Raw genomic sequence first — 25,609 nt, 5'->3', positions numbered from 1 at the left:
TCTCCTGGACGGTGGGCTCTAACGGTTACTCGGATTTGTTGAGGCTGGCGAAATCGGCGCCGCGTTCGACCAGCTCCACGAGCAGCGGCGACGGCTTCCAGAAAATCGGATCGGCCTTGGCGAACTCGCGGATGTCGGCCAGCACCTTGGGCAGGCCCACGGTGTCGGCGTACTTCATGGGGCCGCCGCGGTGGCGCGGGAAGCCGTAGCCATAGAGGAAGGTCACGTCGACGTCGAGCGGGCGCAGCGCGATGCGCTGGAGCACGACATTCGCGCCTTCGTTGACCATGGCGGCCATGTAGCGGCGCATGATTTCTTCTTCGGTGAATTTGCGCGGCGTGATGCCGGCGCGCTCGCGCTCGGCGTCGATGATGGCCAGCACCTCGGGGTCGGGCACGCCGGTGCGCGCGCCTTCGGGGTACAGGTAGTAGCCGCGCTGCGTCTTCTGGCCGAACCAGCCGCGCTCGCAGATGCGGTCGGCCACCTGCACGTAGCGCGCCTGCGGGTCGCGCGTGGCGGCCTTGCGCTTGCGCGTGGCCCAGCCGATGTCGCCGCCGGCCAGGTCGGACACCTGGAACGGGCCCATCGGGTAGCCGAAGTTGCGCACGGCCGCGTCGATCTCGTAGGGCGAGGCGCCGTCTTCCATCATGTGGTCGGCGGCCTGGCGGTACACGGCCAGGATGCGGTTGCCGATGAAGCCGTCGCACACGCCGGCGCGCACGGGCACCTTCTTCAATTTCTTCGCGAGTTCGAAGCCGGTGGCGACCACGTCGGCGCTCACCTTGGCGGGCACCACGATCTCCAGCAGCTTCATGATGTTGGCGGGTGAGAAGAAGTGCAGGCCCACCACGTCCTGCGGACGCGAGATGCTGGCGGCGATCTCGTCGATGTCCAGGTACGAGGTGTTGGTGGCGAGCACAGCGCCCTTCTTGCACACGCGGTCGAGTTCGGCGAACACGGCCTTCTTGACGCCCATTTCCTCGAACACGGCCTCGACCACGATGTCGACATTGGCGAACGCGTCGTAGCTCGTCGAGCCCGAGAAGCGCGCCATCACGGCGGCCTTGGCTTCGGGTGTCATGCGGCCCTTGGCGATGAGGCCGTCGTACACCTTCTCGACGTGCGCACGGCCGCGCGCGAGGCTGGGCTCGTCGCGCTCGACCATGGTCACCGGCAGGCCCGCGTCGAGCATGGCCACGGCAATGCCCGCACCCATGGTGCCGCCGCCGACGATGCCGGCCGAGGCGAGCGCGCGCGGGCTGGCCGAACGGGTCTCGGGCGCCTTCAGCACTTCGCGCTCGGCGAAGAAGGCGTGGATCAGGCCGGCGCGCTGCGGGCTGTCGATGCACTGCAGGAACAGTTGGCGTTCGAGCGCCATGCCTTCGTCGAAGGGCAGCGTGAGTGCGCCTTCGACGGCTTCGACGATCTTCATCGGGGAGAACAGGCCGCGGCTCTTCTTGGCGGTGTCGGCGCGCGCGGCATCGAGGGCGGCGCGGGCTGCGTCCTTGTCGGCCAGGCCGGCCGCTTCGCGCGTGCGGCGCACCGGGGCGTTGGCGGCGACCAGTTCCTGCGCGTAGGCGAGGCCTTCGGCGCGTGCGTCGGCGTCGGTGCCGAGGCGGTCGACGAGGCCGAGCGTCAGCGCTTCCTTGGCGCCCGCATGGCGGCCGCTGAGCATCAGTTCGAGCGCGGGCTTCACGCCGATGAGGCGCGGTGCGCGCTGCGTGCCGCCCGAGCCGGGCAGCAGGCCCAGCGCCACTTCGGGCAGGCCCAGCTTGGCGGTGGGGGAGGCGAGGCGGTAGTGCGCCGACAGCGCAATCTCCAGGCCGCCGCCGAGCGCGGCGCCATGGATGGCGGCGACCACCGGCTTGGTGCAGTTCTCGATCTTCAGGCAGACCTCGGGCAGCGAGGGCTGCTGCGGGGCCTGGCCGAACTCGCGGATGTCCGCGCCGGCGATGAAGTTGCGGCCCGCACCGACGATCAGCACCGCCTTGGCGCCGCTGTCGGCCTCGGCCGCGTCGATGGCGGCGGCCAGGCCGCGGCGCACATCCACGCCCAGGGCGTTGACGGGCGGGTTGTCGATGGTCACCACACACACGTCGCCTTGACGCTGGAAGGTGACGGGACCGTTGGACGTGGAAGGGCTGGGAGTGGGGGTGGCCATGTGCGTGTCGCTTGTCTCTTGCTTGCGTGGCAGGCCCTCGTGAAGCCGAGGGGTCCGGGGCTCTGGGGAGCCCTGCATTCTTGGCCGGTATCTCGGCTTTGACAATTGCATAGGTGGTTGACAGACTGTCAAAGAATTTTTGACACAATCCGCCCATGGACCTGCAATCGCTCACCTTGCTGGTGGAAATCCTTGACGCGGGCAACCTGAGCGCGGCGGCCCGCCGGCTCAAGATGACCCGCGCCAACGTCAGCTACCACCTGAACCAGCTGGAGCGCTCGGTCGGCGCGCAGCTGATCCGGCGCACCACCCGCCGCGCCGAGCCCACCGAGATCGGCCTGCGGCTGTACCAGCACGGCGTGGCCATCCAGACCGAGCTGCTGGCGGCGCGCGAATCGGTCACCGCGCTGGGCGAGGGCCTGCAGGGCCGCGTGCGCCTGAGCGTGCCCAGCGGCTACGGCCAGCTCGTGATGGCCGACTGGCTCATCGACTTCAAGCGCCAGTACCCCGGCATCGTGCTCGACGTGGTGTTCGAGAACCGCATCGAAGATTTGCTGCGCGACGAGGTCGACATCGCCATCCGCGTGATTCCCGAGCCGCCGCAGAACCTCGTGGCGCGCGAGATGGGCCCGGTGCGCTATGTGGCCTGTGCCACGCGCGCGTACGCCGAGCGCCACCCGCTGCCTGTGCAGCTTGACGCGCTGCGCGCCACGCCGGTGGTCACGGCCGCCGTCATCGGCCGGCAGCTGCGCATCTCGGCCTACCAGGGCGAGACGCGGCGCGAGGTGATCCTGGAGCCGACGCTGATCTCGGAGAACTTTCTGTTCCTGCGCCAGGCCATCCTCGCGGGCCTGGGCGTGGGCCTCGTGCCCGACTACGTGGTGCAGGAAGACGTGCGCCGCGGCGACGTGGTGACCACGCTGGACGACTGGCGCCTGTCGATCTTCGGCACCCAGATGTTCATGCTCTACATGCCGAACCGCCAGCACACGCGGGCGATCCGGACGTTCATCGATTTCATCCTGGCGCGGGTGCGGCCGGAAGAAGCCGAGGCGCACTCGCCGCAGTAGACGACTGGCCCGGCCGGCAGGCCCGGTGCCGGCGCCAGCGTGCGCCTTCTTCCGACATGGGCTCTCGAAAACTGTATATTCATACAGTATTTTCAGCCGAGCACCACCGTGGATATCCAGCGCAAACTCGCCATCCTCGCGGACGCCGCCAAGTACGACGCCTCGTGCGCGTCCAGCGGCTCGCAGCCGCGCGACTCGCTCGGCGGCCGCGGCATCGGCTCGACAGAGGGCGCCGGCATCTGCCACAGCTACGCGCCCGACGGCCGCTGCATCTCGCTCCTGAAGGTGCTGCTTACCAACCACTGCCAGTACGACTGCCTCTATTGCGTCAACCGCGCGTCGAGCAACGTGCCGCGCGCGCGTTTCCGCGTCGAGGAAGTGGTGCAGCTCACGCTCGACTTCTACCGCCGCAACTGCATCGAGGGCCTGTTTCTCTCCAGCGGGATCATCAAGTCGCCCGACCACACGATGGAGCAGGTGGTCGAGGTGGCGCGCCAACTGCGCGAAGACCACGACTTCCGCGGCTACATCCACCTGAAGACCATTCCCGACGCCAGCGACGAGCTCATCGCCCGCGCCGGCCGTTATGCCGACCGGCTCAGCATCAATGTCGAGATGCCCACCACCGAAGGCCTGCAGGCGCTCGCGCCCGAGAAGGACGAGAGCGCGATCCGGCGATCGATGGCGCGGCTGCGGCTGCGCATCGACGACACGCGCGAGGAGGCGCGCCGCGTGGTGCCCATTCGCGCGCTGCCGGGCGCCGCGCCCACCGCCGCGAAGCCACCACCCTTCGCGCCCGCGGGCCAGAGCACGCAGATGATCGTAGGCGCCGACGCCACCGACGACCGCCATATCCTCGCCTCCAGCGCCACGCTCTACGGCGCCTACAAGCTCAAGCGCGTGTACTACTCGGCCTTCAGCCCCATCCCCGATGCGGCGCGCGCGCTGCCGCTGGTCGCGCCGCCGCTGATGCGCGAACACCGGCTCTACCAGGCCGACTGGCTCATGCGCTTCTACGGCTTCGAGCACCAGGAAATTGTGGCCGCGCCCGACGGCCTGCTGCGGCTCGATGTCGATCCCAAGATGGCCTGGGCGCTCGCGCATGCCGAGCGTTTCCCGGTCGACCTGAACCATGCGCCGCGCGAGATGCTGCTGCGCGTGCCCGGCCTGGGCGTGAAGGCGGTCGAGCGGCTGCTGCAGGCGCGGCGCGTGCGCCGGGTGCGGGCCGACGACCTGCGGCGGCTGCACGTGCCCGCGCGCAAGGTGCTGCCGTTCGTGGTGGCCGACGGGCACCGGCCCGCGGCGGGTGCCATGGCGGCGGCGGTACCTGCCGCGCAACCGACGCAAGCCGCCTTGTTCTGAGCAGGCCCGCGATGCACGTGCGGCTCGATGACCCGATCGATCTCGACGCCTTTCGCCGTCACGCGCGGCAGCTGCTGGCCGGGGGCGTGCCGCCGGCGCAGGTCGAATGGAACGGGGAGCGGGTTGCCGGCCGGTTCGATGAGGCGAACGACGCGCCGCCCACACCGCTCGTCGCGGGCACGCCGCACGCCGTGCCCGCGTCCTTCGTCGCGCTGTGCGGCGACGTGATCCTGCATCGCGACCCGCAGCGCTTCGCCCTGATGTACCGCCTGCTGTGGCGGCTCGCGCACGAGCCCTCGCTGCGGCACGACCCGCTCGACGCCGACATGCTGCAGGCGCAGCTGCTGGCCAAGGCCGTGCACCGCGACATCCACAAGATGCGCGCCTTCGTGCGCTTCACCCGCGTCGTGGGCGATGACGGGCTCGAGCGCCACGTCGCCTGGTTCGAGCCCGACCACCACATCGTCGAGGCCAACGCGCCGTTCTTCGCGCGCCGCTTCGCGCAGATGCGCTGGGCCATCCTCACGCCCGAGCGCTGTGTCGAATGGAACGGCGAGACGCTGGCTTTCCGCGACGGCGCCGACCGCCGCGAGAAGCCGCCGCCCGACGCGGGCGAGCAGCTCTGGCTCACCTACTACGAACACATCTTCAACCCGGCGCGCCTGAAGGTCGCGATGATGCGGCGCGAGATGCCGCGCCGCTACTGGCACAACCTGCCCGAGGCCGCGCTGATCCAGCCGCTCACGGACGCGGCCGAGGCGCGCAGCCAGTCGATGATCGATGCGCCGCCGACGGCCGCACGGCGCATTCGTGCGCCCATCGCACTGCATGTGCGGCCCGCCGAGGGCGTGGCGCCCGCCGACCTGGGCGAGTTGCGCGCAGCCGCGCACGCCTGCCGCGCCTGTCCCATCGGCGCGCTCGCCACGCAGGCCGTGTGCGGCGAGGGACCGCTTGCGCCGCAACACATGCTCGTTGGGGAACAACCTGGCGACCAGGAGGACCTGACCGGCCGGCCCTTCGTCGGCCCGGCGGGCCAGTTGCTCGACCGCGCGATGGCGCAACTGGGTTGGGCGCGCGACAGCGTGTACCTCGCCAATGCCGTCAAGCATTTCAAGTACGAACTGCGCGGCAAGCGCCGCATCCACAAGACCGCGGCGCAGCGCGAGGCCGACGCCTGCGCGCACTGGCTCGACAGCGAGATATCGCTCGTGAGGCCGGAAGGACTGGTGGCGCTCGGCGCCACGGCGGCGCGCGCATTGCTGGGCCGACCGGTGGCGGTGCAGGCCGAGCGCGGGGCGTGGCTGCATGAGCGCCGCGATGGCAGGCCGGTGTTCGTGACCCTGCATCCTTCCGCGCTGCTGCGGCTTGCGGACGGCGAGCGCGCCGAGGCCTATGCCCGCTGGCTGGACGACCTCGAACGCGCGCGCGGCACGGTTGCTGCCGCGTCGCGCTGATCAGACAGGGCGCAGCTGGTCCGCGAGCGAGCGCGTCTTCTCGGTGACGGTGCTGCCGGTGTGCAGCGTGGTCTTGCGCTCGATGAGCATCAGGTGGCATTCCTCGTCGGCGACCGGGTTGTGCCGCACACCCTTGGGCACGACGAACATCTCGCCCTCGCCGAGTTCGACGGGGCCTGCTTCCATCTCGATGCGCAGACGCCCCTTGAGCACCATGAACAGCTCGTCTTCGTCGTCATGGCTGTGCCACGCGAGCGAGCCGTGGACCTTGGCGACCTTGATGTAGGCGTCGTCGACTTCGGCGACGACGCGCGGCGACCAGAACTCGGTGAGCGAGGCGGCGATTTCCTTGGGGGTGGTGACCTGGGTGTTGTTCGACATGGCGCTTCTGTGCGGGACGTGGGAACAGCAGCCTAACCCAGGCCGCATGGCCCTGTACTACCCCGCGATGCGCTCGGCCAGCGCGATCAGCGACCGGTCCGATCCGGCCGGCCCCAACAGCGAGAGGCCAAGCGGCGCGCCATCGCGCGTGGCGAGCGGCATCGACAGTTGCGGAAACCCCGCCAGCCCCGCGATGCACAAGAGGCGGATCGCGCGGTTGCGGTAATCCTCCATCGCCGTCTCGGTGTCGCTGCGCAGCGGCGCGATGTCGGGCATGGTCGGCATCAGCAGCACGCCGTCGGTGCCGAGCAGTTCGGCCAGGTGCGCGCGGAACGCGGTGCGGAAAACCCGCGCGATCGCCACCTGCGCATCGGTCACGTCGCGCGACCACGCGAAGCGTTCGGCCACGCCGGGGCCCAGGGGCGGCGCGTAGCGCTCGATCAGCGGGCCGTCGGTGAGCCAGGCCTCGCGCGATTGCAGGTAGCGGAAGTGCCAGTACATCGCGTCGAAGGATTCCAGCGCCACGGTCGTGCCCTCTGCGGGGCCGAGGAGGCTTTGCACGCGATCGGCCGCGCCTTGCAGCGCTTCGACCGCGGCAGGCACGGCGAGCGCCCAGACGTCGTCGGGCCGCAGCAGCCGCACACGTTCGGGCAGGGCGGCTGGGTCCGCATCCAGCAGCACATCGGCCACGCGCGCGAAGGTGCCGATGTCGCGCGCAAACCAGCCGCAGGTGTCGAAGCTGGGCGCAAGGTCGAGCGCACCTTCCAGGCTCACGCGGCCGTGCGTCGGGCGCAGGCCGTACAGGCCGCAGTGGTTGGCCGGCGCACGCACCGAGCCGCCGGTGTCGGTGCCGAGCGCGAAGTCGCACAGGCTCGACGACACCGCCGAAGCCGAGCCCGACGACGAGCCGCCCGTGATGCGCAGCGGCGCGCCGCCGTTGACCGGTGCGCCGAAGTGCGCGTTGTTGCCGTTCATCGAGAACGCGAGCTCGTCGGTCACGGTCTTGCCGGCAAAGCGCGCGCCGGCATCGAGCAGCTTTTGCACGGTCGGTGCGGTGCGTGTCTTGATGCCCGACATCGCCAGCACGATCGGGTTGCCGCCGCCCGTGGGGTAGCCGGCCACGTCGAACAGGTCCTTGGCGGCAAAGCTCAGGTCCGACAGCGGGCCGGTGCCGGCGCGCGCCACCGGCGCATCGGGGTACGGAACGAAGGCGTGGGCGGGATCGTGCAGGGGCATGGTGATGGGAATGAGGGGTGGGGAAGGTTCAGGCGGCCAGCACGGGCGCAATGGCCGCTGCGGCATCCGTATGGATGCAGCGCGCACGGTGGTTCGGCGCAAGCTCGACCACGGGCGGTTGTGCGGCGCGGCAGGCATCGCTGGCCAGCGCGCAGCGCTCGGCGAAGGAGCAGCCGGGCGGCAGCGCCGAAAGATCGGGCGGCGCCCCGCCGATGGTTTCGAGCCGCGTGCCGCGCGCCAGTGCGCCGTGCGCGCGGCTCTTGAGCAGCGCGATGGTGTACGGATGGCGCGGCGAGCGGATCAGCTCGCGCGCCGTGCCTTCTTCGACGATGCGCCCCGCATACATCACGGCAATGCGGTCGGCCACCTCGACCGCCGCGCCGATGTCGTGCGTGACGAAGATCACCGAGAGGCCGAGGTCGCGCTGCAGCTCGCGCAGCAGCAGCAGGATTTGAATTTGCACCGTGGCATCGAGCGCCGTGGTCGGTTCGTCGGCCAGCAGCAACTGCGGTTTGCAGGCGAGGGCGAGCGCGATCATGGCGCGCTGGCGCATGCCCCCGGACATCTCGTGCGGATACGCCTCGAGCCGCCGCTCGGGGCTCGGAATGCGCACCCGCTCGAACAGCGCCAGCGCGCGTTGCTGCGCCTCGGCCTGGCCCACGGACTCGTGGCGGCGGATCGATTCCACGATCTGCGCGCCCACCGAATACACCGGGTCCAGCGCGAGCAGCGGCTCCTGGAAGATCATCGACGCGACCTTGCCGCGGAAGTCCGCGAGCTCGCGCTGCGGCATCGCGAGCACGTCGCGGCCCGCCACTTCCACGAGCCCGCCCATGCGGGTGCGGCGCTCGGGGTGCAGGCGCAGCAGGGTGCGCAGGGTCACGCTCTTGCCCGAGCCCGATTCGCCGATCAGCGCGACCACCTCGCCGCGCTGCACTTCGAGGCTCACGCCGCTGACCGCATGCACGGGCTTGCGGCCGCCGCTGAAGGTGACGCTGAGGTCGCGCAGCCGGACCATCGGTTCGCCGGCGCTGGTGTCTGCTGCTGTCGCGCTCATGCCGCTTGCCTCTGAAGGGGTTGTTGCTGCGGCGCCATCGGATGCCCGCTGCCCGCCTCGTGGATCAGGCAGCTCACCGCATGCTGCGAGCCGGTGACGATGCGCTCGGGCACGACCTTGCTGCACACCGGTGCGGCGAGCGCGCAGCGCGGGTGAAAGCGGCAGCCCGTGGGCGGGTTGATCGGGTTCGGCGGATCGCCAGCAAGCGCCGCTTCTTCGGTGCGGTGGTCCGGGTCCATCGACGGCATCGAGGACAGCAGCGCGCGCGTGTAGGGATGCGCGGGCGCTTCGTACAGCGCATCGGCCGGGCCGATCTCGGCCACCTGCCCGAGGTACATCACCATCACGCGGTCGCTCACGTAGCGCACCACGTTGAGGTCGTGGCTGATGAAGACGTAGGTGAGGCCGAACTCGGTCTTCAGGTCGAGCAGCAGGTTGATGACCTGGGCCTCCACCGATTTGTCGAGCGCCGACACCGCCTCGTCGAGGATGACCATGCGCGGCTGCAGGGCGAGCGCCCGCGCGATGTTCACGCGCTGTCGCTGGCCGCCCGAGAGTTCGTGCGGATAGCGCTCGGCAAAGCGCTGCGGCGCGAGGCCCACGCGCGCCAGCAGGTCGCGCGCCCGCGCCACCGACTCGCGCCGCGACACGCCGTGCACCTGCGGCCCGAAGGCCACCGAGTCCTCGATGGTGAGGCGCGGGTTGAGCGAGGCGTAGCTGTCCTGGAACACCATCTGCACCTGGCGGCGGAATTCTTTCAGCGGCAGGTCGCGGCTGCCGACCTCGCGGCCGTCGAAGATCACCTCGCCGCGCGTCGGCTCGAGGAGCTGCATCAGCAGGCGCGCGGTGGTCGACTTGCCGCAGCCCGATTCGCCGACCACGCCGAGCGTCTCGCCCTTCATCACTTCGAAGTCCACGCCGTCGACTGCGCGCACCACGCCGCCGCCACGGCCGAGCGGGTCTTTCTTGAGCGGGAAGTGCTTGACCAGCCCCGAGATGGTGAGAAGCGGCTGCGCAGGGCCGCCGATGTCGTTCAGTGCTTCCATGGCTTCAGCCCTTGTTGTCCATCGCCGAACGCAGGCCGTCGGACAGGAGGTTGAAGGAAATCGAGGTGATGAAGATCATCGCCCCCGGCAGCGCAGCCACCCAGGGCTGCACGTAGATCGCGGTGCGCAGCGTGTTGAGCATCAGGCCCCATTCGGGTTCGGGCGGCTTCACGCCAAGACCGAGGAACGACAGGCCCGAGGCCAGAATCATCGACACCGCGATAAGGCTCGTGGCGTACACGAAGATCGGCCCGAGCACGTTGCCCAGCACATGCACCCGCACGATGGTGAAGGGGCTGGCGCCCGAGGCGCGCGCCGCCTCCACGTAGTCGCGGGTCCGCACCTGCGTGGTCACGCTTTCGGCCACGCGCGCGATCTGCGGAATGAACACGATGGTCAGCGAGATCAGCGAATTGACCACGCCCGCACCCAACGTGCCCGACAGCGCGATGGCCAGCAGCACCGACGGGAACGCGTAGAACACGTCGATGGTGCGCATGATCAGCGTGTTGGTGATGCCGCCCGCATAGCCCGCGACGATGCCGATCACCGTGCCCCCCACGAAGGCGCAGAGCACCGGCGTGATGCCGATGAAGAGCGACAGCCGCGCGCCGACGATCAGCCGAGAGAGCATGTCGCGGCCCAGCTCGTCGCTGCCGAACGGCAGGCCTTCGGTGCCGATGGGCTTGAGCCGCTTGAGCATCGACGACTGGTACGGGTCGGACGGCGCGAGCCACGGGCCGAACACCGCGAGCGCGATCAGCAGCAGCACGACGATGGCCGCACCGACCGCGACCGGATCGCGGCGAAAGCGCAGCCAGACCGAGGCCCAGTAGCCGCGCGAGCGTTGCGCCGGCAGTGGTTCGACGGCGGCGGCGTTGGAAGAAGAAGCGAGCACGGTGGACATGGCTTGACGGCGTTCTTCTTCAGGCACGCGCGATGCGCGGATCGAGCAGCGTCTGCAGCACATCGACCAGCAGGTTGAGCACCACGAAGAACATCGCCAGCACCAGGATCGTTCCCTGCAGCAGCGGCAGGTCGCGCTGGAAGATGGCGGAGTTCAGCAGGAAGCCGGTGCCGGGCCACGAGAACACCGTCTCGATGAGGATCGAGCCGCCCAGCAGGTAGCCCAGTTGCAGGCCCATCACGGCGAGCGCCGTGGGCGCCGCGTTCTTCACCATGTGGCGGAACACGCCGAAGTGCGTGAGCCCCTTGGCGCGCAGCCCGACGATGAACTCCTGGTCGAGGATGTCGGCCACCAGCGCGCGCACGGTGCGCGCGATGATGCCCATCGGGATCACCGACATCGTGAGCGCCGGCAGCAAGAGAAACTGCAGGTGTTCCCAGTCCCAGGCCCAGTCGCCCGAACCGCTCGGGCCCGCGCCCGTGGCGGGCAGCCACATGAGCTGCGACGAGAACACGATCACCATCACCATGCCCAGCCAGTAGTGCGGCACGCTCACGCCGAGCACAGAGAACATCGAGGCGAGCCTGTCGATCCACGAATTGCGGAAGTAGCCCGCCACGAAGCCGAAGAGGCACCCCAGCACGAAGCCGATGAAGGTGGCCACCACCGCCAGCCGCAGCGTGTTGCCTACCGCGGTGAACACCTCGCCGGCCACCGCGCGGTTGCTCGCGATGGACACGCCCAGGTCGCCGTGCAGCGCGCGCCAGACCCACAGCGCGAACTGCTCGGGCAGCGAGCGGTTGAAGCCGTAGAGCTCGCGCAGCTGCGCCTGCAGGTCCGCCGAGGCGTCGGGCGGCAGGATCGACACCAGCGGATCGCCGGGCGCGATGTGCACGAGCAGGAAGCACACGAGGGCCACGCCGATCATGATCGGCACGGCGTAGATCACGCGGCGCAGGAGGTAGGTGAGCATGGGGTGGCTGGCTCGTGGCTGGCTACGGGAGAAGGTCAGTCCATCGTCATGGTCGCGATGTCGATGAACCAGCTCTTGGGCTGCACCACGTTCTTCACCTTGGCCGACATGGCGCGCGGGCCCACGTCGTGCGCGATCCACACGAAGGGGGCGTCGTCCACGATGTGCGTGTGCAGCTTGGCGAGCGCGGCGTCGCGTGCCTTGTCGTCGAAGCTGGTGCGCGCATCGGCCACCAGCTTGTCGACCTCGGCGTTGCCGTAGTAGCCCCAGTTGTTCGACACTGGCGGAAAGGCCTTGGTGCTCACGAAGCGCACCATCGCGAAGAACGGGTCCATCGCCGCGAAGCTGATGTTGACCGCGTTGGCGCCGTTGGCCGACGGGTCCTTCGCGCCCTTGCGCCAGTTGGTGAAGAGCGTGTTCCATTCGATCACGTCGAACTGCACGTCGAAGAAGCACTGCTTGAGCGACTGCTGCGCAAACTCGCTCATCGGCAGCGGCTGCATCTGGCCCGAGCCCGAGGCCGAGATCTGCACCTTCACCTTGATCGGCTTGGCGGCGGAGTAGCCGGCCTGCGTCATGAGCGCCTGCGCGGCCTTCACGTCGTACTTGATGTCGAAGCCGGGCTTGCCGAACCACGGGTGGCCGGGCGGCACGGTGCCCTTGGGTTCGGCCATCATGCCGCCCAGCAGCTGCTTCATGCCGCCGCGGTCGATGCACAGGTTGGCGGCCTGGCGCACGCGCTTGTCGAGCCAGGGCGAGCCTTCGGCGAACGACAGCTGCCACGGCCACACGTGCGGCTGCGCATTCGAATAGACCTTGAAGCCGCGCTGCGTGATCTGCGCCATGGCGTCGGGGGCGGGCGCCTCGATCCAGTCGACCTGACCGCCCAGCAGCGCGGCGGTGCGCGCGTTGGCTTCGGGCATGGGGATCATCACGACCTTGTCGATCTTCGGCGTGCGTTTGGCGTCCCAGTAGGTCTTGTTGGCGGCCAGCTCCAGACGCTCGCGCGCCACGAAGCGCGTGACCTTGAACGGGCCCGAGCCGGCGGGGTCGGCGGCGAAGGCGGTCCAGGCGGCCTTGGCCTTGTCGGCGGGCGTGGCGCCGGCTGCGGCATCGAACTTCTTCTGCCACTGCGCGGGCGAAGCCATGAACAGGTTCGTGAGGTTGATCGGCAGGAAGGCATCGGGCTCGCCGGTGGTGAGCTCGACCGTCATGTCGTCGATCTTGCGGGCCGACTTGAGCGTGGGCATGCGCGAGGCCGTGACGCCGACCTGGCTGGCGTCGAACTGCGGCGCCTCCTTGTCGAGCACCTTCTGCACGTTCCACACCACGGCGTCGGCGTTGAAGGCCGAGCCGTCGTGGAACTTGACGCCGGGGCGCAGCTTGAAGACCCACTTGGTCTTGTCCTTGGCATCGACCGCCCACGAGGTGGCAACGCCGGGAATCAGCACGCTGGGCGCGTCGGCCTTCGACAGGTCCCACTGCGTGAGCGCGTCGTAGATCGGGATGCCGGTGAAGCGGTTGCCTTCGAAGCCCTGGTCGGGCTGGCCGAGGGTGCGCGGAATGTCGGCGGCGGTCATTGCGATGCGCAACGTCTTTTCCTGGGCCAGCGCGGCCGGCGCGACGAAGACCAGGGTGGCGAGCGCCGCGCAGGCGGCCAGGGGTTTCAGGGACAGGGCGGGGCAGCACGCTTCACATGGAACTCCGGTGGGTGGGGGGTGACGGAAAGGACGAAAACCCCTCAAGCACGACATGTGCCAGCCGGCGGATATCCCCTGGCCGACTCAGGCGATCTCGCGCCGTGCGCGGCGCAGGCGCACCTCGGCTCCCATGTCCGCGATCGGCGGCCGCGCGAGGTGCCAGTCAGGCCGGTGGAGTCGTGCGACCGGCGGAAGCCGAGGCTCAGTCGCAGCGGTAGACGACTTCCCCGGCCGGCACGCCCTCTGCCGCCACTTCCGACAGCGTGCTGCTCAAAAAGCGCATCGGCGCGCCGAAGTTGCGGCAGTAGTTCTCGGCGTCCAGCGCGGTGGGCGACTTGAACACGCCGTCGGCCAGGAAGGTGACGCGCGGCGCGGGCCGCGAGACGCAGCCCGCGACGACGAGCAGGACCGCAACGAGGACGGAGAAAGCAGCGAATCGGCGCATGGGGCAGGGCGGAAAGAAGAGGTCGCGACTGTAGCGGTCGAAGCCTTCAGTCGGCCAGCCACACGCTGCCGTCCGCCGCTTCGCGCAACGCCAGCGGCGTGAGGCGCGCGCCGCGGCAGGGGCCGCCCACGCAGCGCCCGGTGTCGGGCTCGAAGATGGCGCCGTGCCGCGCGCACATCAGGTAGCGGCCCGAGCTTTCGAGGATCTGGCCTTCGAAGTCGAGCGGGCCGCCGGCGTGCGGACATTGATTCAGGTAACCGTGCACGGCGCCCTGCCAGCGCACCGCGAAGGCCGGCGCGCCGCCGGGCGCGGTGAACAGGGCCGCGAGGCCGCCGTCGGCGAGTTCGGTGGCAATGGGCTGGGCGGTCGGGGCGGGCGCGGTCATGGGAGCGAGCCTACCAAGGTCTGCCGGCGGGCTGCGCGGATGGGCGTCGCCGCGACGGCATGAAAAAATCCTGACGTTCCGCGAACCGTTTCGGCGGGTGGCCGCCTCTTTCCATGCGGGAGGGGCGTTCTGTTCCCCTGCACTCACACGTCACGGATCGAAGGAAACCACCATGCTCTACGTCAAGAATGTCCCCGGCTGGGAACGCGCCCTTCGCATCGCCATGGGCCTCGTCGGCCTCGCCTTCGCCGCCATGAACTGGCCGGCGGACGCCCTGGCCGTCGCGGTCGGCCTCATGGGCGCGATGCTGGCCCTCACGGGGCTGGTCGGCTTCTGCCCGATGTGCGCCATGCTCGGGCGCAAGCTCGACCAAGAAGGACGCTGACCCATGGCTGCCGCCACCATCGACCGCACCTGCCTGATCCTGGCCGCGCAGACCGGCGACCCCGTCGCCATCGAGGGCCTGCTCGCGGCCTGCCAGACCGACGCGCGCCGCTACGCCCGCCGGCACTGCCAGGCCAGCGACGTGGACGACGCCGTGCAGGAGTCGCTGCTGGTGGTCGCACGCCGGGTGCGCGGGCTGCAGGCGGCCGCGGCGTTCTCGTCGTGGCTGTTCACCGTCATCCGGCGCGAATGCCTGCGCCTGCAGCGCGCCATGTTCCGGCACGATGCGCTCGACGACGACGTGGTCGAACGCCAGCTCGCGGCCCGCAGCGACGACGCGCTGCGCATCGACCTGGCCAACGCGCTCGAATCGCTGCCGGCGCACTACCGCGAGGTTGTGCTGCTGCGCGACTTCGAGGAACTCACCATCGCCGAGATCGCCGAGCGCTTCAACGAGCCGCCGGGTGCCGTCAAGAGCCGGCTGCACCGGGCGCGCCTGCTGGTGCGCGAGTACCTGCTGGGGTAGGTCTGCCGCGGGGGGCGATGCGACAATTGCGGGCCATGACAGACACCCTCACGATCACCCGCCCAGACGACTGGCACCTGCACGTGCGCGATGGCGCCGCCCTCGAAGCCGTCGTGCCCCACAGCGCCCGCCAGTTCGGCCGCGCGCTGATCATGCCGAACCTGCGTCCGCCCGTGACCACCGCCGCACAGGCCGTGGCCTACCGCGACCGCATCCGCGCCGCCGTGCCCGCGGGCACGTCCTTCGAGCCCGTGATGTCGCTCTACCTGACCGACAAGCTGCCGCCCGAAGAAATCGCGCTCGCCGCCGAAGCCGGCGTGCGCGCGCTCAAGCTCTACCCGGCCGGCGCCACCACCAACAGCGATGCCGGCGTGACCGACATCCGCAAGACCTACAAGACGCTCGAAGCGATGCAGAAGCACGGCCTGCTGCTGCTGGTGCACGGCGAAGTGACCGACCCGGCCATCGACCTGTTCGACCGCGAAGCCGTGTTTGTCGACCGCGTGATGATTCCGCTGCGCCGCGACTTCCCCGAACTGAAGGTGGTGTTCGAACACCTGACCACGAAAGAGGGCGCGCATTACGTGCGCGATGCCGGCCGCTTCACCGCAGCCACCATCACCGCGCACCACTTGCTCTACAACCGCAACGCCATCTTCACCGGCGGCATCCGCCCGCACTACTACTGCCTGCCCGTGCTCAAGCGCGAGACGCACCGCGTCGCGCTGGTCGAGGCGGCCACCAGCGGCAGCGACCGCTTCTTCCTGGGCACCGACAGCGCGCCGCACCCCGCGCACCTGAAGGAGCACGCGCTCGGCTGCGCCGGCTGCTACACCGCGCTCACCGCCATCGAGCTCTACGCCGAGGCCTTCGACAGCGTGAACGCACTCGACAAGCTCGAAGGCTTCGCCAGCTTCCACGGCCCCGACTTCTACGACCTGCCGCGCCACACCGACACCATCACGCTCAAGCGCGAAACCTGGACGCTGCCCGAGACCGTGCCCTACGGCGAAGCCACGCTCAAGCCGCTGCGCGGCGGCGAGACGGTGAACTGGAAGCTCGCATGACGCCGGTCACGCCCCTGTCGTCGCTGCGCATCATGTTGCTGATCGACGCCGACAACGTCTCGGCCGACGTGATCGAGCAGGCTGTGCAGCGCACGATGGAAGACTTCGGCGCCATCCACGTGCGCCGTGCCTATTGCAACGCCGAGATGGCCGTGAATCGGCAGGCGCTGTTCAAGCGGCTGTCGGTGCGGCCGATGGTGAACCTGTCGGCCGGCAAGAACAGCACCGACATCGCGCTGGCCGTCGACGCCATCGACCTCGTGATCGCCGAGCGCCCCGACGTGGTGGTGCTGGTGTCGTCCGATTCCGACTTTGCGCCGCTCGTCATCCGGCTGCGCGAAAAAGGCTGCCGCGTCTGCGGCATCGGCCAGCAGGGCAAGACCGGCGAAGAGACCGTCGGCGTCTACGACAGCTTCATCGACATTCCGCACCACGGCGTGAAGCCGGCCGTGCGCACCGCGCCGGCCAGGAAGACGACAGCCGCAGCGAAGAAGACGCCGGCCGCCAAGACCGCGCCCGCGAAGAAGGCCGCCGCCAAGACCGCGCGCAAGACGGCGGCAAAGACAGCCAAGCCCGCCGCGCCGCCCCCACCGCCGAAGCAGCCGGAAATCTCCGAGGCGGCCGAGTTCATCCTGCAGGCCATGCCTGCGCTGCGCCGCGGCACCGACGTGCCGCTCAACGACGTGGCCAAGGCCCTGCGCACCGCCGGCCTGCTCAGTAAGAGCGGCAGCTCGCTCAAGCTGTTCGACAAGCTCACCGCCGAGTTCGCGGTGATGCAACACCCCGACCGCATCCGATGGACGGGGGCGCCCGCGCCTTGAGTCCGGCCCTGCCGGCGGTCGCGGCCATCGCGTGGGCAGCACCCTGGCTGGCTCCGTACCGCGACCCCGGCGAAGCCGTGGCGCAGGCTGTCGCGCAGGGCGGCACCGTCGCCGCCGCGCTGCAGGCGGCCAAGCCACCCGCCGTGCCCGGCTTCGTCACGCAAGATGCATTGCCCGAAGGCCAGGCCTACGAGGCCCACATCTTCCGCACGCGCACCGTGCCCACGCGCGACAACCTGCACGACTTCTTCAACGGCCTCGTCTGGCTGGCCTTTCCCGAAACCAAGCGCCGGCTCAACGAACTGCAGGCCGCCGAAATCGCACGCGCCGGCGTCGGCGCCACGCGCGGGCCGCTGCGCGATGCGCTCACGCTCTTCGACGAGAACGGTGCGGTGCTCGACGCGCCGCCTGCGCTGTGGGACGCGCTGATCGCACGCGACTGGCAGACGCTGTTCGTCACGCAGCGCAGCCTGTGGCACGAGGCGCGCCTGCTGCTCTTCGGCCATGCGTTGCTCGAAAAGCTGGTGACGCCGCGCAAGCCGATCACCGCGCATGTGCTGCTGACGCACCGTGCGACGGGCTCCACCGCCTTCGACGATGCGGCGATGGCGAGAAATATCGATGCGAAACAGCTCGAAGCGAAGCCTTTCGTTCCTATTCCGGTGCTCGGCGTGCCCGGCTGGTGCGTCGAAAATACATCGGCTTCGTTCTATGCCGACCCGCAGGTCTTTCGACCCTTGCCGGGCGCGTTGTCAGAGCTGAAGTCGCGCTAGCGTTCACGGGCCCGGGAGGGGCCTTTGCCAAGCGCGCGCATCGCACGCCACGCGTGCGTCATACGTCATATGCCAAGGGAGAGGCCAAAAAGATGGACACCATCATCATCGTGCTCAAGGTCGGGCTGATTCTTTACGGGATCTACAGCTTCATCGTCTACATGTCGCGCCGCTCCGACAACCGGAGTGCCCTGAAAGACTTCCGCGACGCGCCCGTGCTGCGCCGCATCACAGACGAAGAAAAATCGGCGCTGCAACCCTTTCTCATGGGGCAGAAGCTCACGGTCGACGACAACGTGCGTGAACTCAGCGGTGCGTTCCTGCGCCACGGCCTGTCGACGCAGGGCTCGTCGACCGAGCACGACACCATCGGCGACGTCGATGTGCTGCTGCCCTACGACGCCATCGACTACATCGAGCCGCACAACCAGGCGCTGGTGGTGCTGGCCGGAAAGTGCGCCGTCGTGATCCGTCTGAACGGCTTCGATCTGCTCGAAGGCCGGCAGCGCGCACAGCGCCAGCAGGCGCAGGACCAGCAATGGAAGCGCGGCGAGATCGGCGCGCTGCCGTCGCTCGATGACGCCGCAGCCGACCCCGTCGCGACCCTGCCCGACGCGGTGGCCGCATCCGTTGCGATCGACCCGAATGCGCGCTACCAGCGCGGCGAGGTCGACATCCTGAGCCAGCGCACCGAAACGCCCGAAGAGGTCGCAAGCCGCATGGGGCGCGGCGGCTGGGCCTCGGCCTTCGCCTGGCTGCTTGCCTTCGTGCTGTTGTGGGTCGCCACTTGGGACGCCACGCAGGCGGTAAGCGTCTACCTGATGGGCGCAGGCGGGCTCGCGGGGCTGTGGGCCGCGTGGCTGTTCGTGCGCACCCCGCCGGCGACGGCGCCTGTGCGGCAACCGCAGCCGGTGAATCGCGTGCGCGGCATGCTCAACCAGATCGCGGTGGTCAACGCCGGCAACGCGTCGGTCCAGAACGTGGGGCTGTTCATCGGCGACAAGCTGAGCCTGGTGCTGCCTTCGCATTGGCGCACGACGGCGTCGGTCCCTTACGGCGAGGTGATCGAAGCCGAGCTGCGCACCAGCGACTTCAGCGCCGTGAGCTTCGGCGACAAGTGGGCGGTGGCCGACGAATGGCGGCGTTTCCGACCCGCGTACTGGGGCCGGCACCTGCTGCATCTGGTCATCGGCCTGCTCGCCATCGGCGCGGTCGTGCTGTCGGCACCCGACCCGCGCGGCGAGGCTGCGCTCGCCGCGCAATGGCTCACGAACGGCCGCGCCACGGCCGCTTATGGCGATGCCGCACAGTTCGCCGACAAGCCGCCTCATTGGGGCAGCCGCGCGCGCATGGAAGGCCAGGGCCGGTGCGAGATCGACATGAACGGCCGTGCCGAAGAACACACCACCCGCGGCGTGCCGGTCATCGATTGCACGTCCGTGCGCTGGAACGGCACCGCACCCGTCGTCCCCGCGCTCGACATCCCGCCGGGCGTGCTGGCGCTCGCCGAGCCCGGCTTCCTTCGCACGACTGAGAACCACGCGATGGCCAGCCTGATCGCGATGCTGCGCATGCAGCAGATGGGCGGCCAGGCCTCCGACCCGCTCGCGGCCTACCGTGCGCGCGAGAGCGTGCCGCTGACCGTGCGCGGCTTCGACCGCGCGGTGGCGATGATCGACGCCGCCTGCAAGGACGCCGCCGGCCTGTCGCCCGCCGCCTGCGAGCGCCTGCAGCGCGAGCTCGTGCGCGCCATCGACGCCACGGTCGACAAGGACGGCGTCGAGACGCCGGTGAACACCTGGCAGGCACTGGCCACGAGCGCAGCAGCAGGCCAGGAGAACGCCGACCTCATCCTGTCCCGCCAGCAGCTGGCGTCCGTGCAGCGTGCGCTGGCACAAGCGGTCGACAGCGTGGTGGCCGCGAAGATCGAGGCCGCGCGTCCTGCCATCGTGCCCGCGCAGGGCGGCGTGCTGCTGGCGTCTTCCATGCGCATCGACAACGCGCCGGTGCAGCAGCCCGGCGAAGGCAACGACGATGTGCCGGGCGCGACCGCGGGCGCGGCCGACGTCGCCGAAGACGACAGCGACACCGACAGTTCCCTCCTCGGCCGCTGGGCCCGCCTGCAGCGCAACGCCACGGCGGAAGGCCTGAAGCCCTTCACCCTCGAAGGCCTCGTCACCGCCAGCGGCAAGGACGCCGCCGGCACGCCGTGGGTGCGCATCGACCCGAGCCTCGATGCTTCGCGCATGACCGCGGCGGGCGCGCACGTGCTGTGGTGGCTGTTCGCCGTGGGGCTGGTGCTGGTCAACGGCCTGCTGTTCGCGCTGCGCTGGACGCAGAGCAGTCGCCGCCGCGCCCGGCTCGACGCCGACATCGCCACCCGCCCGGCGCCGGGCACCAGCGGCCTTTTCTGACAGGCCTTGACTCCGGCGGGGAATATCGGGGCGCCAGAACTTTTGCTCCTATCATGGCTCCACCGGATGCAACACCGAGGGCCTCCCCGCCGCGCGCGGCTTGAAGAGGGCCCCGGGGCCCTTATCTAGGTGGCAGATTTCCCCACGGAGAATTCAACTTGAAACGTATCCTTCTGTTTGTCCTGACCAACGTGATGGTCGTCGCGGTGCTCGGCGTGGTCGCCAGCCTGCTCGGCGTCAATCGCTTCCTCACGGCCAACGGCCTCAACCTCACGGCGCTGCTCGGCTTTGCGCTGATCATGGGCTTCGGCGGCGCGATCATCTCGCTGCTCATCAGCAAGCCCATGGCCAAGTGGACGGCCGGCCTGCGCATGATCGACAACCCCCAGTCGCCCGACGAGGCCTGGATCGTCGGCACCGTGCGCAAGTTCGCTGACAAGGCCGGCATCGGCATGCCCGAGGTCGGCATCTTCGAAGGCGAGCCCAATGCCTTCGCCACCGGCGCGTTCAAGAACTCGTCGCTCGTGGCCGTGTCCACCGGCCTGCTGCAGGGCATGACGCGCGAAGAGGTCGAGGCCGTCATCGGCCACGAAGTCGCGCACATCGCCAACGGCGACATGGTCACGATGACGCTGATCCAGGGCGTGATGAACACCTTTGTCGTGTTCCTCTCGCGCGTGATCGGCTACGCGGTCGACAGCTTCCTTCGCCGCGGCGACGACCGCTCGTCGGGCCCCGGCATCGGCTACTACGTGAGCACCATCGTGCTGGACATCGTGCTCGGTTTTGCCGCCGCGATCGTGGTGGCCTGGTTCTCGCGCCAGCGTGAGTTCCGCGCCGACGCCGGCGCCGCCGCCCTCATGGGCAACCGCCAGCCGATGATGAACGCACTCGCCCGCCTGGGCGGCCTGCCGGCCGGTGAACTGCCGAAGGCGGTCGAAGCCATGGGCATCACGGGCGCGATGGGCAAGCTGTTTGCCACGCATCCGCCGATCGAAGAGCGCATTGCTGCGCTGCAGAACGCGCGCTGAGCCAACTGCCAGGGACGGCCAGCGCCGTCGCCATGAAAAAAGCCGCCACAGTGATGTGGCGGCTTTTTTCGTTGGGACTGGCGCGTGGCGTCAGTCTGCGGCGGGTGCTGCGGGCGCGGCCGGTGCGGCTTCTGCTTCGGGCGCAGCAGCCTGCACTTCAGTCGCTTCCGGTTCTGGTGCTGCTGCCGCAGCAGCCGCGGCAGCTTCTGCCGCCGCCGCGGCCCGCTTCTGATCGTCGCGCACGCGCTGCAGCGTGCGCGTCACGTCGGCGGGCTTCATGCCGTACATGTCGGCGAACTCCTGTTCGCTGCGGCCGCTGGCTTCGAAGGCACGCAGCAGGGCTTCGCGCTTGGCGGCCTGCTGGGCGAGTTCGGCCAGGGCTTCGTCGACGATGGCGTTGTTGTTGGCGTCGCGCGAGCGCACCAGCACGGCATACGCTTCGTGGTCGAGGCCCGAGGCTTCGATGGCCTTGGCGATGCGCGTCACCAGCTGCGGACGCAGGTCTTCGCCGGGGTTGCGGTGCGAGCGGCGGCGGTGCAGCTCGAGGATGGCGTGGTGCACGTGCTCGGGCGCGACCGGGTCGAGCGCGTTGCCGTCGAGGTCATGGCGCGCATGGCCGGCGGCCACGCTCTCCAGGTAGCGCGTGGAGCGCGCATGCTGGCCCATCGCGACCTTCAGGTCTTCGGCCTTGAAGTCTTCGGGATGGCGCGCGATCAGCTCTTCGTACACGCCGAGCTTGAGCGGCACGAAGCGCGCGCCGAAGAGCTGCGGGTACAGCGCGAACAGGCGCTCGAGCACCGGGTTGACCTTGCGCGGTGCGCGCTGGGCTTCCGGTTGCTGTTGTTGTTGCTGCGGGCCGCGCGGCTTGCGCCCTTGCTGCGGCTGCTGCTGCCCGTGCGGGCGCTGCTGCTTCGCCCGCGGCGGGCGTTGTTGCTGCTGCTGTGGCTGCGGGGGAGCAGGCTGCGCTGCCGACGCGTCAGCGCCTGCGTCGGTGCTGCCCGCGCCGGTCTTCAGCTGCTGGAGCTGCTCGGCCATGTCCGGGCGCTGGCGCCGTGCGTTGCGCGAGTTCGTGTTCGGGGCGGCGGTGGATGCGTCGGTCATACGGAAGGCTCGGCGATGGGCGCGAGGGATGGAAAAAGGAAGAAAAAGAACAACCGGTCCCGCGCGGTCAGCGCGGCCGGAACATCCTGCGGGTATTGTCAGGGCGGATCGTCATGCGCGTGCAGTGCCCCGGTCAGGGGTTTGCCGCCCGATCAGCAACCGGAACGGCAACAGCATCAGCACGCCGACGCCGAGCTTCACGCCCAGGTCGCCGAGCGCCCACGTGAGCCAGGGGCCGTCGGTGCCTGCGAAGGCGATGCCCCAGAAGACGATGCTGTCGAGCACGGCCGCGATCACCGTGGCCACGAGCGGCGCGCGCCACCAGAGGCCGCGGCGCAGGCGGTCGAACACGCGGATGTCGAGCAACTGCGAGGCGATGAAGGCCAGGCCCGAAGCGGCGGCGATGCGCGCCGGTGCGAGCAGCAGCGACACCGCCACGGCCACCGCGAAGCCGACCCACGCCACGCGCCGCGCCATGCCGGGGCCGAAGCGCCGGTTGACGAGGTCGCTCACGAGGTAGGCCACCGGGTAGGTGAAGGCGCCCCAGGTGAGCCAGTCGTTGATCGCGAACTGCACGAGGATGTTGGACGCGAGCACCACGGCGGCCATCGCCAGCGTGGCGACGGCCAGCTGGCCGGAGGAGGGACGGTGGAAGTGCATCGTCAAACCGCCGTGCCGAGCACGCTGCGCGCCACGGCCTCGGCCACCTTGATGCCGTCCACGCCGGCCGACAAAATGCCGCCTGCGTAGCTGGCGCCTTCGCCGGCCGGGTAGAGGCCGCGCACGTTGAGGCTCTGGAAGTCGTCGCCGCGCGTGATGCGGATCGGCGACGAGGTGCGCGTTTCCACGCCCGTGAGCACGGCGTCGTGCGTGTCGAAGCCCTTGATCTTGCGACCAAAGGCGGGGAAGGCTTCGCGCATCGCCTCGATGGCGTAGGCGGGCAGCGCCTGGTGCAGGTCGGTCGGCGTCACGCCGGGCTTGTACGACGGGATGATGCTGCCGAGTGCGGTCGACGGCTTGCCGGCGATGAAGTCGCCCACCAGCTGGCCGGGCGCGTGGTAGTTGCTGCCGCCGAGCACGTAGGCGTTGCTTTCGAGCTGGCGCTGCAGCGCAATGCCTGCGAGCGCATCGCCCGGGAAGTCCTTCGGGTCGATGCCCACCACGATGCCCGCGTTGGCATTGCGTTCGTTGCGCGAGTACTGGCTCATGCCGTTGGTGACCACGCGGCCCGGTTCGCTGGTGGCCGCGACCACGGTGCCGCCGGGGCACATGCAGAAGCTGTAGACCGAGCGGCCGTTGCTCGCGTGGTGCACCAGCTTGTAGTCGGCCGCGCCCAGCAGCGGATGGCCCGCATGGCGGCCCCAGCGGGCGCGGTCGATCAGGCCCTGCGGGTGCTCGACGCGGAAGCCGATCGAGAAGGGCTTGGCCTCGATGTACACGCCGCGCGCATGCAGCATCTCGAAGGTGTCGCGCGAGCTGTGGCCCAGCGCCATCACGACGTGGTCGGCGCGAAGCTCGCTGCTCTGGCCGGTCGTCTGGTCGAGCACGGTGAGGCCGCGCAAGTGCTTGCCGGTGGGGCCATCTTCGATGTGCACGTCGGTCACGCGCTGCTCGAAGCGGATCTCGCCGCCGAGCGCGACGATCTGCTCGCGGATGTTCTCGACCACCTTCACCAGCTTGAAGGTGCCGATGTGCGGGTGCGCGACGTACAGAATTTCGGGCGGCGCGCCGGCCTTCACGAACTCTTCCATCACCTTGCGGCCGAGGAAGCGCGGGTCCTTGATCTGGCTGTAGAGCTTGCCGTCCGAGAAGGTGCCGGCGCCGCCTTCGCCGAACTGCACGTTCGACTCGGGGTTGAGCACACTCTTGCGCCACAGGCCCCAGGTGTCGCGGGTGCGCTGGCGCACGGTCTTGCCGCGTTCGAGCACGATGGGCCTGAAGCCCATCTTCGCGAGCATCAGCGCCGCGAAGATGCCGCAGGGGCCGAAGCCGATCACCACGGGCCGCGGGGCGTCATTTCGATCCGCGGGCGCATGGCCCGGCGGCGTGTAGCGCATGTCGGGCGCGGGCTGGATGTGCGGGTGGCTGGCGTGCTTTGCGAGCAGCGCGGCTTCGAGTGCCGCGTCGGCCAGCTGCACGTCGCAGATGTAGACCGTGAGCAGGTCGACCTTGCGGGCGTCGAAGCTGCGCTTGTAGACGGTGTGGGAGGCGATCGCTTCAGTCGGAACGTCGAGCGTTCGGGCGATCAGGGTGACCAGCGCGTCAGGCGCGTGGTCGAGCGGGAGTTTGAGTTCGGAGATTCGCAGCATGTCGTGGGGCTTGTGGTTATCAAGCAGACCGACGATTTTAAGCGCCCAGGGCGCTATGAAACTTGTAGCTGCGTCAGGCGGGCAGGAAGCCCTCTACGGAGAGGTAGCGCTCGCCCGTGTCGTAGTTGAAGCCCAGCACCACCGCATCGGGTGCCAGCGAGGGCAGCTTCTGCGCAATGGCCGCGAGCGTCGCGCCCGACGAGATGCCGACCAGGATGCCTTCCTCGACCGCGCAGCGGCGCGCCATTTCGCGCGCCGGTTCGGCGTCGACCTGCAGCACGCCGTCGAGCAGCGAGGTGTCGAGGTTCTTCGGAATGAAGCCCGCACCGATGCCCTGGATGGGGTGGGGCGCCGGCGCGCCGCCCGAGATCACGGGCGAAGCCACGGGCTCGACCGCGAACACCTGCAGCTTGGGCCACTTCTTCTTGAGCACGCGTGCGACGCCCGTGATGTGGCCGCCCGTGCCCACGCCGGTGATGAGCACGTCGATGCCGTCAGGAAAGTCGGCCGCGATCTCTTCGGCCGTGGTGCGCACGTGCACGTCGACGTTCGCGGGGTTGTTGAACTGCTGCGGCATCCACGCGCCGGGCGTGCCGGCCACGATTTCCTCTGCGCGGGCGATCGAGGCCTTCATGCCGCCGGCGCGCGGCGTGAGGTCGAAGGTGGCGCCGTAGGCCAGCATGAGGCGGCGGCGCTCGACCGACATGCTGTCGGGCATCACCAGGATCAGCTTGTAGCCCTTGACGGCCGCGACCATCGCCAGGCCGATGCCGGTGTTGCCCGAGGTCGGCTCGACGATCGTGCCGCCGGGTTTCAGTGCGCCGCTTTTTTCCGCGTCTTCGACCATCGCGAGCGCGATGCGGTCCTTGATCGAGCCGCCGGGGTTGGCGCGCTCCGACTTGATCCAGACCTGCTGCTTCGCGTTACCGAACAGGCGGTTGATGCGGATGTGCGGCGTGTTGCCGATGGTCTGGAGGATGTTCTGGGCCTTCATGGAATCTCCTTG

The 25,609-nt window shown here is 69.5% G+C and carries 24 protein-coding genes; 10 read left to right on the top strand and 14 right to left on the bottom strand.

Annotated features, from left to right (window positions below):
* Positions 1-25: 25 nt before the first annotated feature.
* Positions 26-2,161: a 3-hydroxyacyl-CoA dehydrogenase NAD-binding domain-containing protein gene (locus tag GFK26_RS02560; protein ID WP_153280710.1), complete on the bottom strand. Its 2,136-nt coding sequence runs from the start codon at positions 2,159-2,161 to the stop codon at positions 26-28.
* Positions 2,162-2,316: 155 nt separating this feature from the next.
* Between GFK26_RS02560 and GFK26_RS02555 the strand changes: the two genes are divergently transcribed.
* The 3 genes from GFK26_RS02555 (at position 2,317) to GFK26_RS02545 (ending at position 6,047) form a co-directional block, all read left to right on the top strand.
* A complete protein-coding gene (locus GFK26_RS02555) occupies positions 2,317-3,231 on the top strand; it encodes a LysR family transcriptional regulator (protein WP_153280709.1) in 915 nt (304 codons plus the stop codon).
* A 108-nt stretch (positions 3,232-3,339) separates the two neighbouring features.
* The gene (locus tag GFK26_RS02550) at positions 3,340-4,593 is read left to right on the top strand and encodes a putative DNA modification/repair radical SAM protein (RefSeq protein WP_153280708.1); all 1,254 of its coding nucleotides are present in this window, start codon (positions 3,340-3,342) and stop codon (positions 4,591-4,593) included.
* An 11-nt stretch (positions 4,594-4,604) separates the two neighbouring features.
* On the top strand, positions 4,605-6,047 hold the full coding sequence (locus GFK26_RS02545) for a UdgX family uracil-DNA binding protein (RefSeq protein WP_153280707.1): 1,443 nt from the start codon (positions 4,605-4,607) through the stop codon (positions 6,045-6,047).
* Here the strand turns inward: GFK26_RS02545 and GFK26_RS02540 are convergent, their stop codons facing one another.
* The 9 genes from GFK26_RS02540 to GFK26_RS02500 form a co-directional block, all read right to left on the bottom strand.
* Entirely contained in the window at positions 6,048-6,428 is a 381-nt protein-coding gene (locus GFK26_RS02540; RefSeq protein WP_153280706.1) for a cupin domain-containing protein, read from the bottom strand.
* 57 nt (positions 6,429-6,485) lie between these two features.
* Positions 6,486-7,664 carry an amidase gene (locus GFK26_RS02535; protein WP_153280705.1) on the bottom strand — a complete coding sequence of 393 codons (1,179 nt, stop codon included), beginning with the start codon at positions 7,662-7,664 and terminating at the stop codon, positions 6,486-6,488.
* A 28-nt stretch (positions 7,665-7,692) separates the two neighbouring features.
* Positions 7,693-8,682 (bottom strand): ABC transporter ATP-binding protein, encoded by a 990-nt coding sequence (locus GFK26_RS02530; RefSeq protein ID WP_153285832.1) that lies wholly within the window; start codon positions 8,680-8,682, stop codon positions 7,693-7,695.
* A gap of 35 nt (positions 8,683-8,717) precedes the next feature.
* Complete coding sequence (locus tag GFK26_RS02525; RefSeq protein ID WP_153280704.1) at positions 8,718-9,767, bottom strand: ABC transporter ATP-binding protein; 1,050 nt, start codon at positions 9,765-9,767, stop codon at positions 8,718-8,720.
* A 4-nt stretch (positions 9,768-9,771) separates the two neighbouring features.
* On the bottom strand, positions 9,772-10,674 hold the full coding sequence (locus tag GFK26_RS02520) for an ABC transporter permease (RefSeq protein WP_153280703.1): 903 nt from the start codon (positions 10,672-10,674) through the stop codon (positions 9,772-9,774).
* A 19-nt stretch (positions 10,675-10,693) separates the two neighbouring features.
* Positions 10,694-11,647, bottom strand: a complete 954-nt coding sequence (locus GFK26_RS02515; protein WP_153280702.1) for an ABC transporter permease — start codon at positions 11,645-11,647, stop codon at positions 10,694-10,696.
* Positions 11,648-11,682: 35 nt separating this feature from the next.
* Positions 11,683-13,227 carry an ABC transporter substrate-binding protein gene (locus tag GFK26_RS02510; RefSeq protein WP_228122043.1) on the bottom strand — a complete coding sequence of 515 codons (1,545 nt, stop codon included), beginning with the start codon at positions 13,225-13,227 and terminating at the stop codon, positions 11,683-11,685.
* A gap of 322 nt (positions 13,228-13,549) precedes the next feature.
* Positions 13,550-13,792, bottom strand: coding sequence for a hypothetical protein (locus GFK26_RS02505; protein ID WP_153280701.1), 243 nt, complete (start codon positions 13,790-13,792; stop codon positions 13,550-13,552).
* 46 nt (positions 13,793-13,838) lie between these two features.
* On the bottom strand, positions 13,839-14,177 hold the full coding sequence (locus GFK26_RS02500; RefSeq protein WP_070060176.1) for a Rieske (2Fe-2S) protein: 339 nt from the start codon (positions 14,175-14,177) through the stop codon (positions 13,839-13,841).
* 172 nt (positions 14,178-14,349) lie between these two features.
* Here GFK26_RS02500 and GFK26_RS02495 point away from each other — a divergent pair, with 172 nt between their 5' ends.
* The 7 genes from GFK26_RS02495 to htpX all read left to right on the top strand — a co-directional run bounded on the left by GFK26_RS02495 (position 14,350) and on the right by htpX (position 21,193).
* Complete coding sequence (locus tag GFK26_RS02495; RefSeq protein ID WP_153280700.1) at positions 14,350-14,562, top strand: DUF2892 domain-containing protein; 213 nt, start codon at positions 14,350-14,352, stop codon at positions 14,560-14,562.
* Positions 14,563-14,565: 3 nt separating this feature from the next.
* Positions 14,566-15,087, top strand: a complete 522-nt coding sequence (locus GFK26_RS02490; RefSeq protein WP_153280699.1) for an RNA polymerase sigma factor — start codon at positions 14,566-14,568, stop codon at positions 15,085-15,087.
* A 35-nt stretch (positions 15,088-15,122) separates the two neighbouring features.
* On the top strand, positions 15,123-16,154 hold the full coding sequence (pyrC, locus tag GFK26_RS02485) for a dihydroorotase (protein WP_139701425.1): 1,032 nt from the start codon (positions 15,123-15,125) through the stop codon (positions 16,152-16,154).
* Positions 16,151-16,975 carry an NYN domain-containing protein gene (locus GFK26_RS02480; RefSeq protein WP_153280698.1) on the top strand — a complete coding sequence of 275 codons (825 nt, stop codon included), beginning with the start codon at positions 16,151-16,153 and terminating at the stop codon, positions 16,973-16,975. Before pyrC ends, GFK26_RS02480 begins: the two co-directional genes overlap by 4 nt.
* Positions 16,951-17,748 carry a DUF3025 domain-containing protein gene (locus GFK26_RS02475; RefSeq protein ID WP_153280697.1) on the top strand — a complete coding sequence of 266 codons (798 nt, stop codon included), beginning with the start codon at positions 16,951-16,953 and terminating at the stop codon, positions 17,746-17,748. Before GFK26_RS02480 ends, GFK26_RS02475 begins: the two co-directional genes overlap by 25 nt.
* A gap of 92 nt (positions 17,749-17,840) precedes the next feature.
* Complete coding sequence (locus GFK26_RS02470; protein ID WP_153280696.1) at positions 17,841-20,162, top strand: IgaA/UmoB family intracellular growth attenuator; 2,322 nt, start codon at positions 17,841-17,843, stop codon at positions 20,160-20,162.
* Between the two features lie 158 nt (positions 20,163-20,320).
* Positions 20,321-21,193: a protease HtpX gene (htpX, locus tag GFK26_RS02465; protein WP_101488641.1), complete on the top strand. Its 873-nt coding sequence runs from the start codon at positions 20,321-20,323 to the stop codon at positions 21,191-21,193.
* Positions 21,194-21,283: 90 nt separating this feature from the next.
* On the opposite strand, the gene GFK26_RS02460 is transcribed toward htpX, so the two are convergent.
* From GFK26_RS02460 to cysK, 4 genes are all read right to left on the bottom strand, one after another.
* Complete coding sequence (locus GFK26_RS02460; protein ID WP_153280695.1) at positions 21,284-22,294, bottom strand: ProQ/FinO family protein; 1,011 nt, start codon at positions 22,292-22,294, stop codon at positions 21,284-21,286.
* A gap of 111 nt (positions 22,295-22,405) precedes the next feature.
* Positions 22,406-22,954: a VUT family protein gene (locus tag GFK26_RS02455; protein ID WP_153280694.1), complete on the bottom strand. Its 549-nt coding sequence runs from the start codon at positions 22,952-22,954 to the stop codon at positions 22,406-22,408.
* 2 nt (positions 22,955-22,956) lie between these two features.
* Positions 22,957-24,603, bottom strand: a complete 1,647-nt coding sequence (locus tag GFK26_RS02450) for an NAD(P)/FAD-dependent oxidoreductase (protein WP_153280693.1) — start codon at positions 24,601-24,603, stop codon at positions 22,957-22,959.
* 73 nt (positions 24,604-24,676) lie between these two features.
* Positions 24,677-25,597, bottom strand: coding sequence for a cysteine synthase A (cysK, locus tag GFK26_RS02445; RefSeq protein WP_153280692.1), 921 nt, complete (start codon positions 25,595-25,597; stop codon positions 24,677-24,679).
* Positions 25,598-25,609: the final 12 nt, after the last annotated feature.

Origin of the sequence: Variovorax paradoxus, from assembly GCF_009498455.1 — a bacterium.
Taxonomy (GTDB): domain Bacteria; phylum Pseudomonadota; class Gammaproteobacteria; order Burkholderiales; family Burkholderiaceae_C; genus Variovorax; species Variovorax paradoxus_H.
Note: the sequence above shows the minus strand (reverse complement) of the source record. Positions and strands in the feature narration are given on the sequence as shown.

Excerpts from the sequence above, each read along its gene's own strand:
- GFK26_RS02495 (WP_153280700.1), top strand. The coding sequence starts at position 14,350 with ATGCTCTACGTCAAGAATGTCCCCGGCTGGGAACGCGCCCTTCGCATC.
- GFK26_RS02475 (WP_153280697.1), top strand. The coding sequence starts at position 16,951 with ATGGACGGGGGCGCCCGCGCCTTGAGTCCGGCCCTGCCGGCGGTCGCG.
- GFK26_RS02470 (WP_153280696.1), top strand. The coding sequence starts at position 17,841 with ATGGACACCATCATCATCGTGCTCAAGGTCGGGCTGATTCTTTACGGG.
- GFK26_RS02545 (WP_153280707.1), top strand. The coding sequence starts at position 4,605 with ATGCACGTGCGGCTCGATGACCCGATCGATCTCGACGCCTTTCGCCGT.
- GFK26_RS02455 (WP_153280694.1), bottom strand. The coding sequence starts at position 22,954 with ATGCACTTCCACCGTCCCTCCTCCGGCCAGCTGGCCGTCGCCACGCTG.
- GFK26_RS02525 (WP_153280704.1), bottom strand. The coding sequence starts at position 9,767 with ATGGAAGCACTGAACGACATCGGCGGCCCTGCGCAGCCGCTTCTCACC.
- GFK26_RS02520 (WP_153280703.1), bottom strand. The coding sequence starts at position 10,674 with ATGTCCACCGTGCTCGCTTCTTCTTCCAACGCCGCCGCCGTCGAACCA.
- GFK26_RS02450 (WP_153280693.1), bottom strand. The coding sequence starts at position 24,603 with ATGCTGCGAATCTCCGAACTCAAACTCCCGCTCGACCACGCGCCTGAC.
- GFK26_RS02510 (WP_228122043.1), bottom strand. The coding sequence starts at position 13,227 with ATGACCGCCGCCGACATTCCGCGCACCCTCGGCCAGCCCGACCAGGGC.
- GFK26_RS02555 (WP_153280709.1), top strand. The coding sequence starts at position 2,317 with ATGGACCTGCAATCGCTCACCTTGCTGGTGGAAATCCTTGACGCGGGC.
- cysK (WP_153280692.1), bottom strand. The coding sequence starts at position 25,597 with ATGAAGGCCCAGAACATCCTCCAGACCATCGGCAACACGCCGCACATC.
- GFK26_RS02460 (WP_153280695.1), bottom strand. The coding sequence starts at position 22,294 with ATGACCGACGCATCCACCGCCGCCCCGAACACGAACTCGCGCAACGCA.
- GFK26_RS02515 (WP_153280702.1), bottom strand. The coding sequence starts at position 11,647 with ATGCTCACCTACCTCCTGCGCCGCGTGATCTACGCCGTGCCGATCATG.
- GFK26_RS02505 (WP_153280701.1), bottom strand. The coding sequence starts at position 13,792 with ATGCGCCGATTCGCTGCTTTCTCCGTCCTCGTTGCGGTCCTGCTCGTC.
- GFK26_RS02530 (WP_153285832.1), bottom strand. The coding sequence starts at position 8,682 with ATGGTCCGGCTGCGCGACCTCAGCGTCACCTTCAGCGGCGGCCGCAAG.
- GFK26_RS02560 (WP_153280710.1), bottom strand. The coding sequence starts at position 2,161 with ATGGCCACCCCCACTCCCAGCCCTTCCACGTCCAACGGTCCCGTCACC.
- GFK26_RS02535 (WP_153280705.1), bottom strand. The coding sequence starts at position 7,664 with ATGCCCCTGCACGATCCCGCCCACGCCTTCGTTCCGTACCCCGATGCG.
- GFK26_RS02480 (WP_153280698.1), top strand. The coding sequence starts at position 16,151 with ATGACGCCGGTCACGCCCCTGTCGTCGCTGCGCATCATGTTGCTGATC.
- GFK26_RS02540 (WP_153280706.1), bottom strand. The coding sequence starts at position 6,428 with ATGTCGAACAACACCCAGGTCACCACCCCCAAGGAAATCGCCGCCTCG.
- pyrC (WP_139701425.1), top strand. The coding sequence starts at position 15,123 with ATGACAGACACCCTCACGATCACCCGCCCAGACGACTGGCACCTGCAC.
- GFK26_RS02490 (WP_153280699.1), top strand. The coding sequence starts at position 14,566 with ATGGCTGCCGCCACCATCGACCGCACCTGCCTGATCCTGGCCGCGCAG.
- GFK26_RS02500 (WP_070060176.1), bottom strand. The coding sequence starts at position 14,177 with ATGACCGCGCCCGCCCCGACCGCCCAGCCCATTGCCACCGAACTCGCC.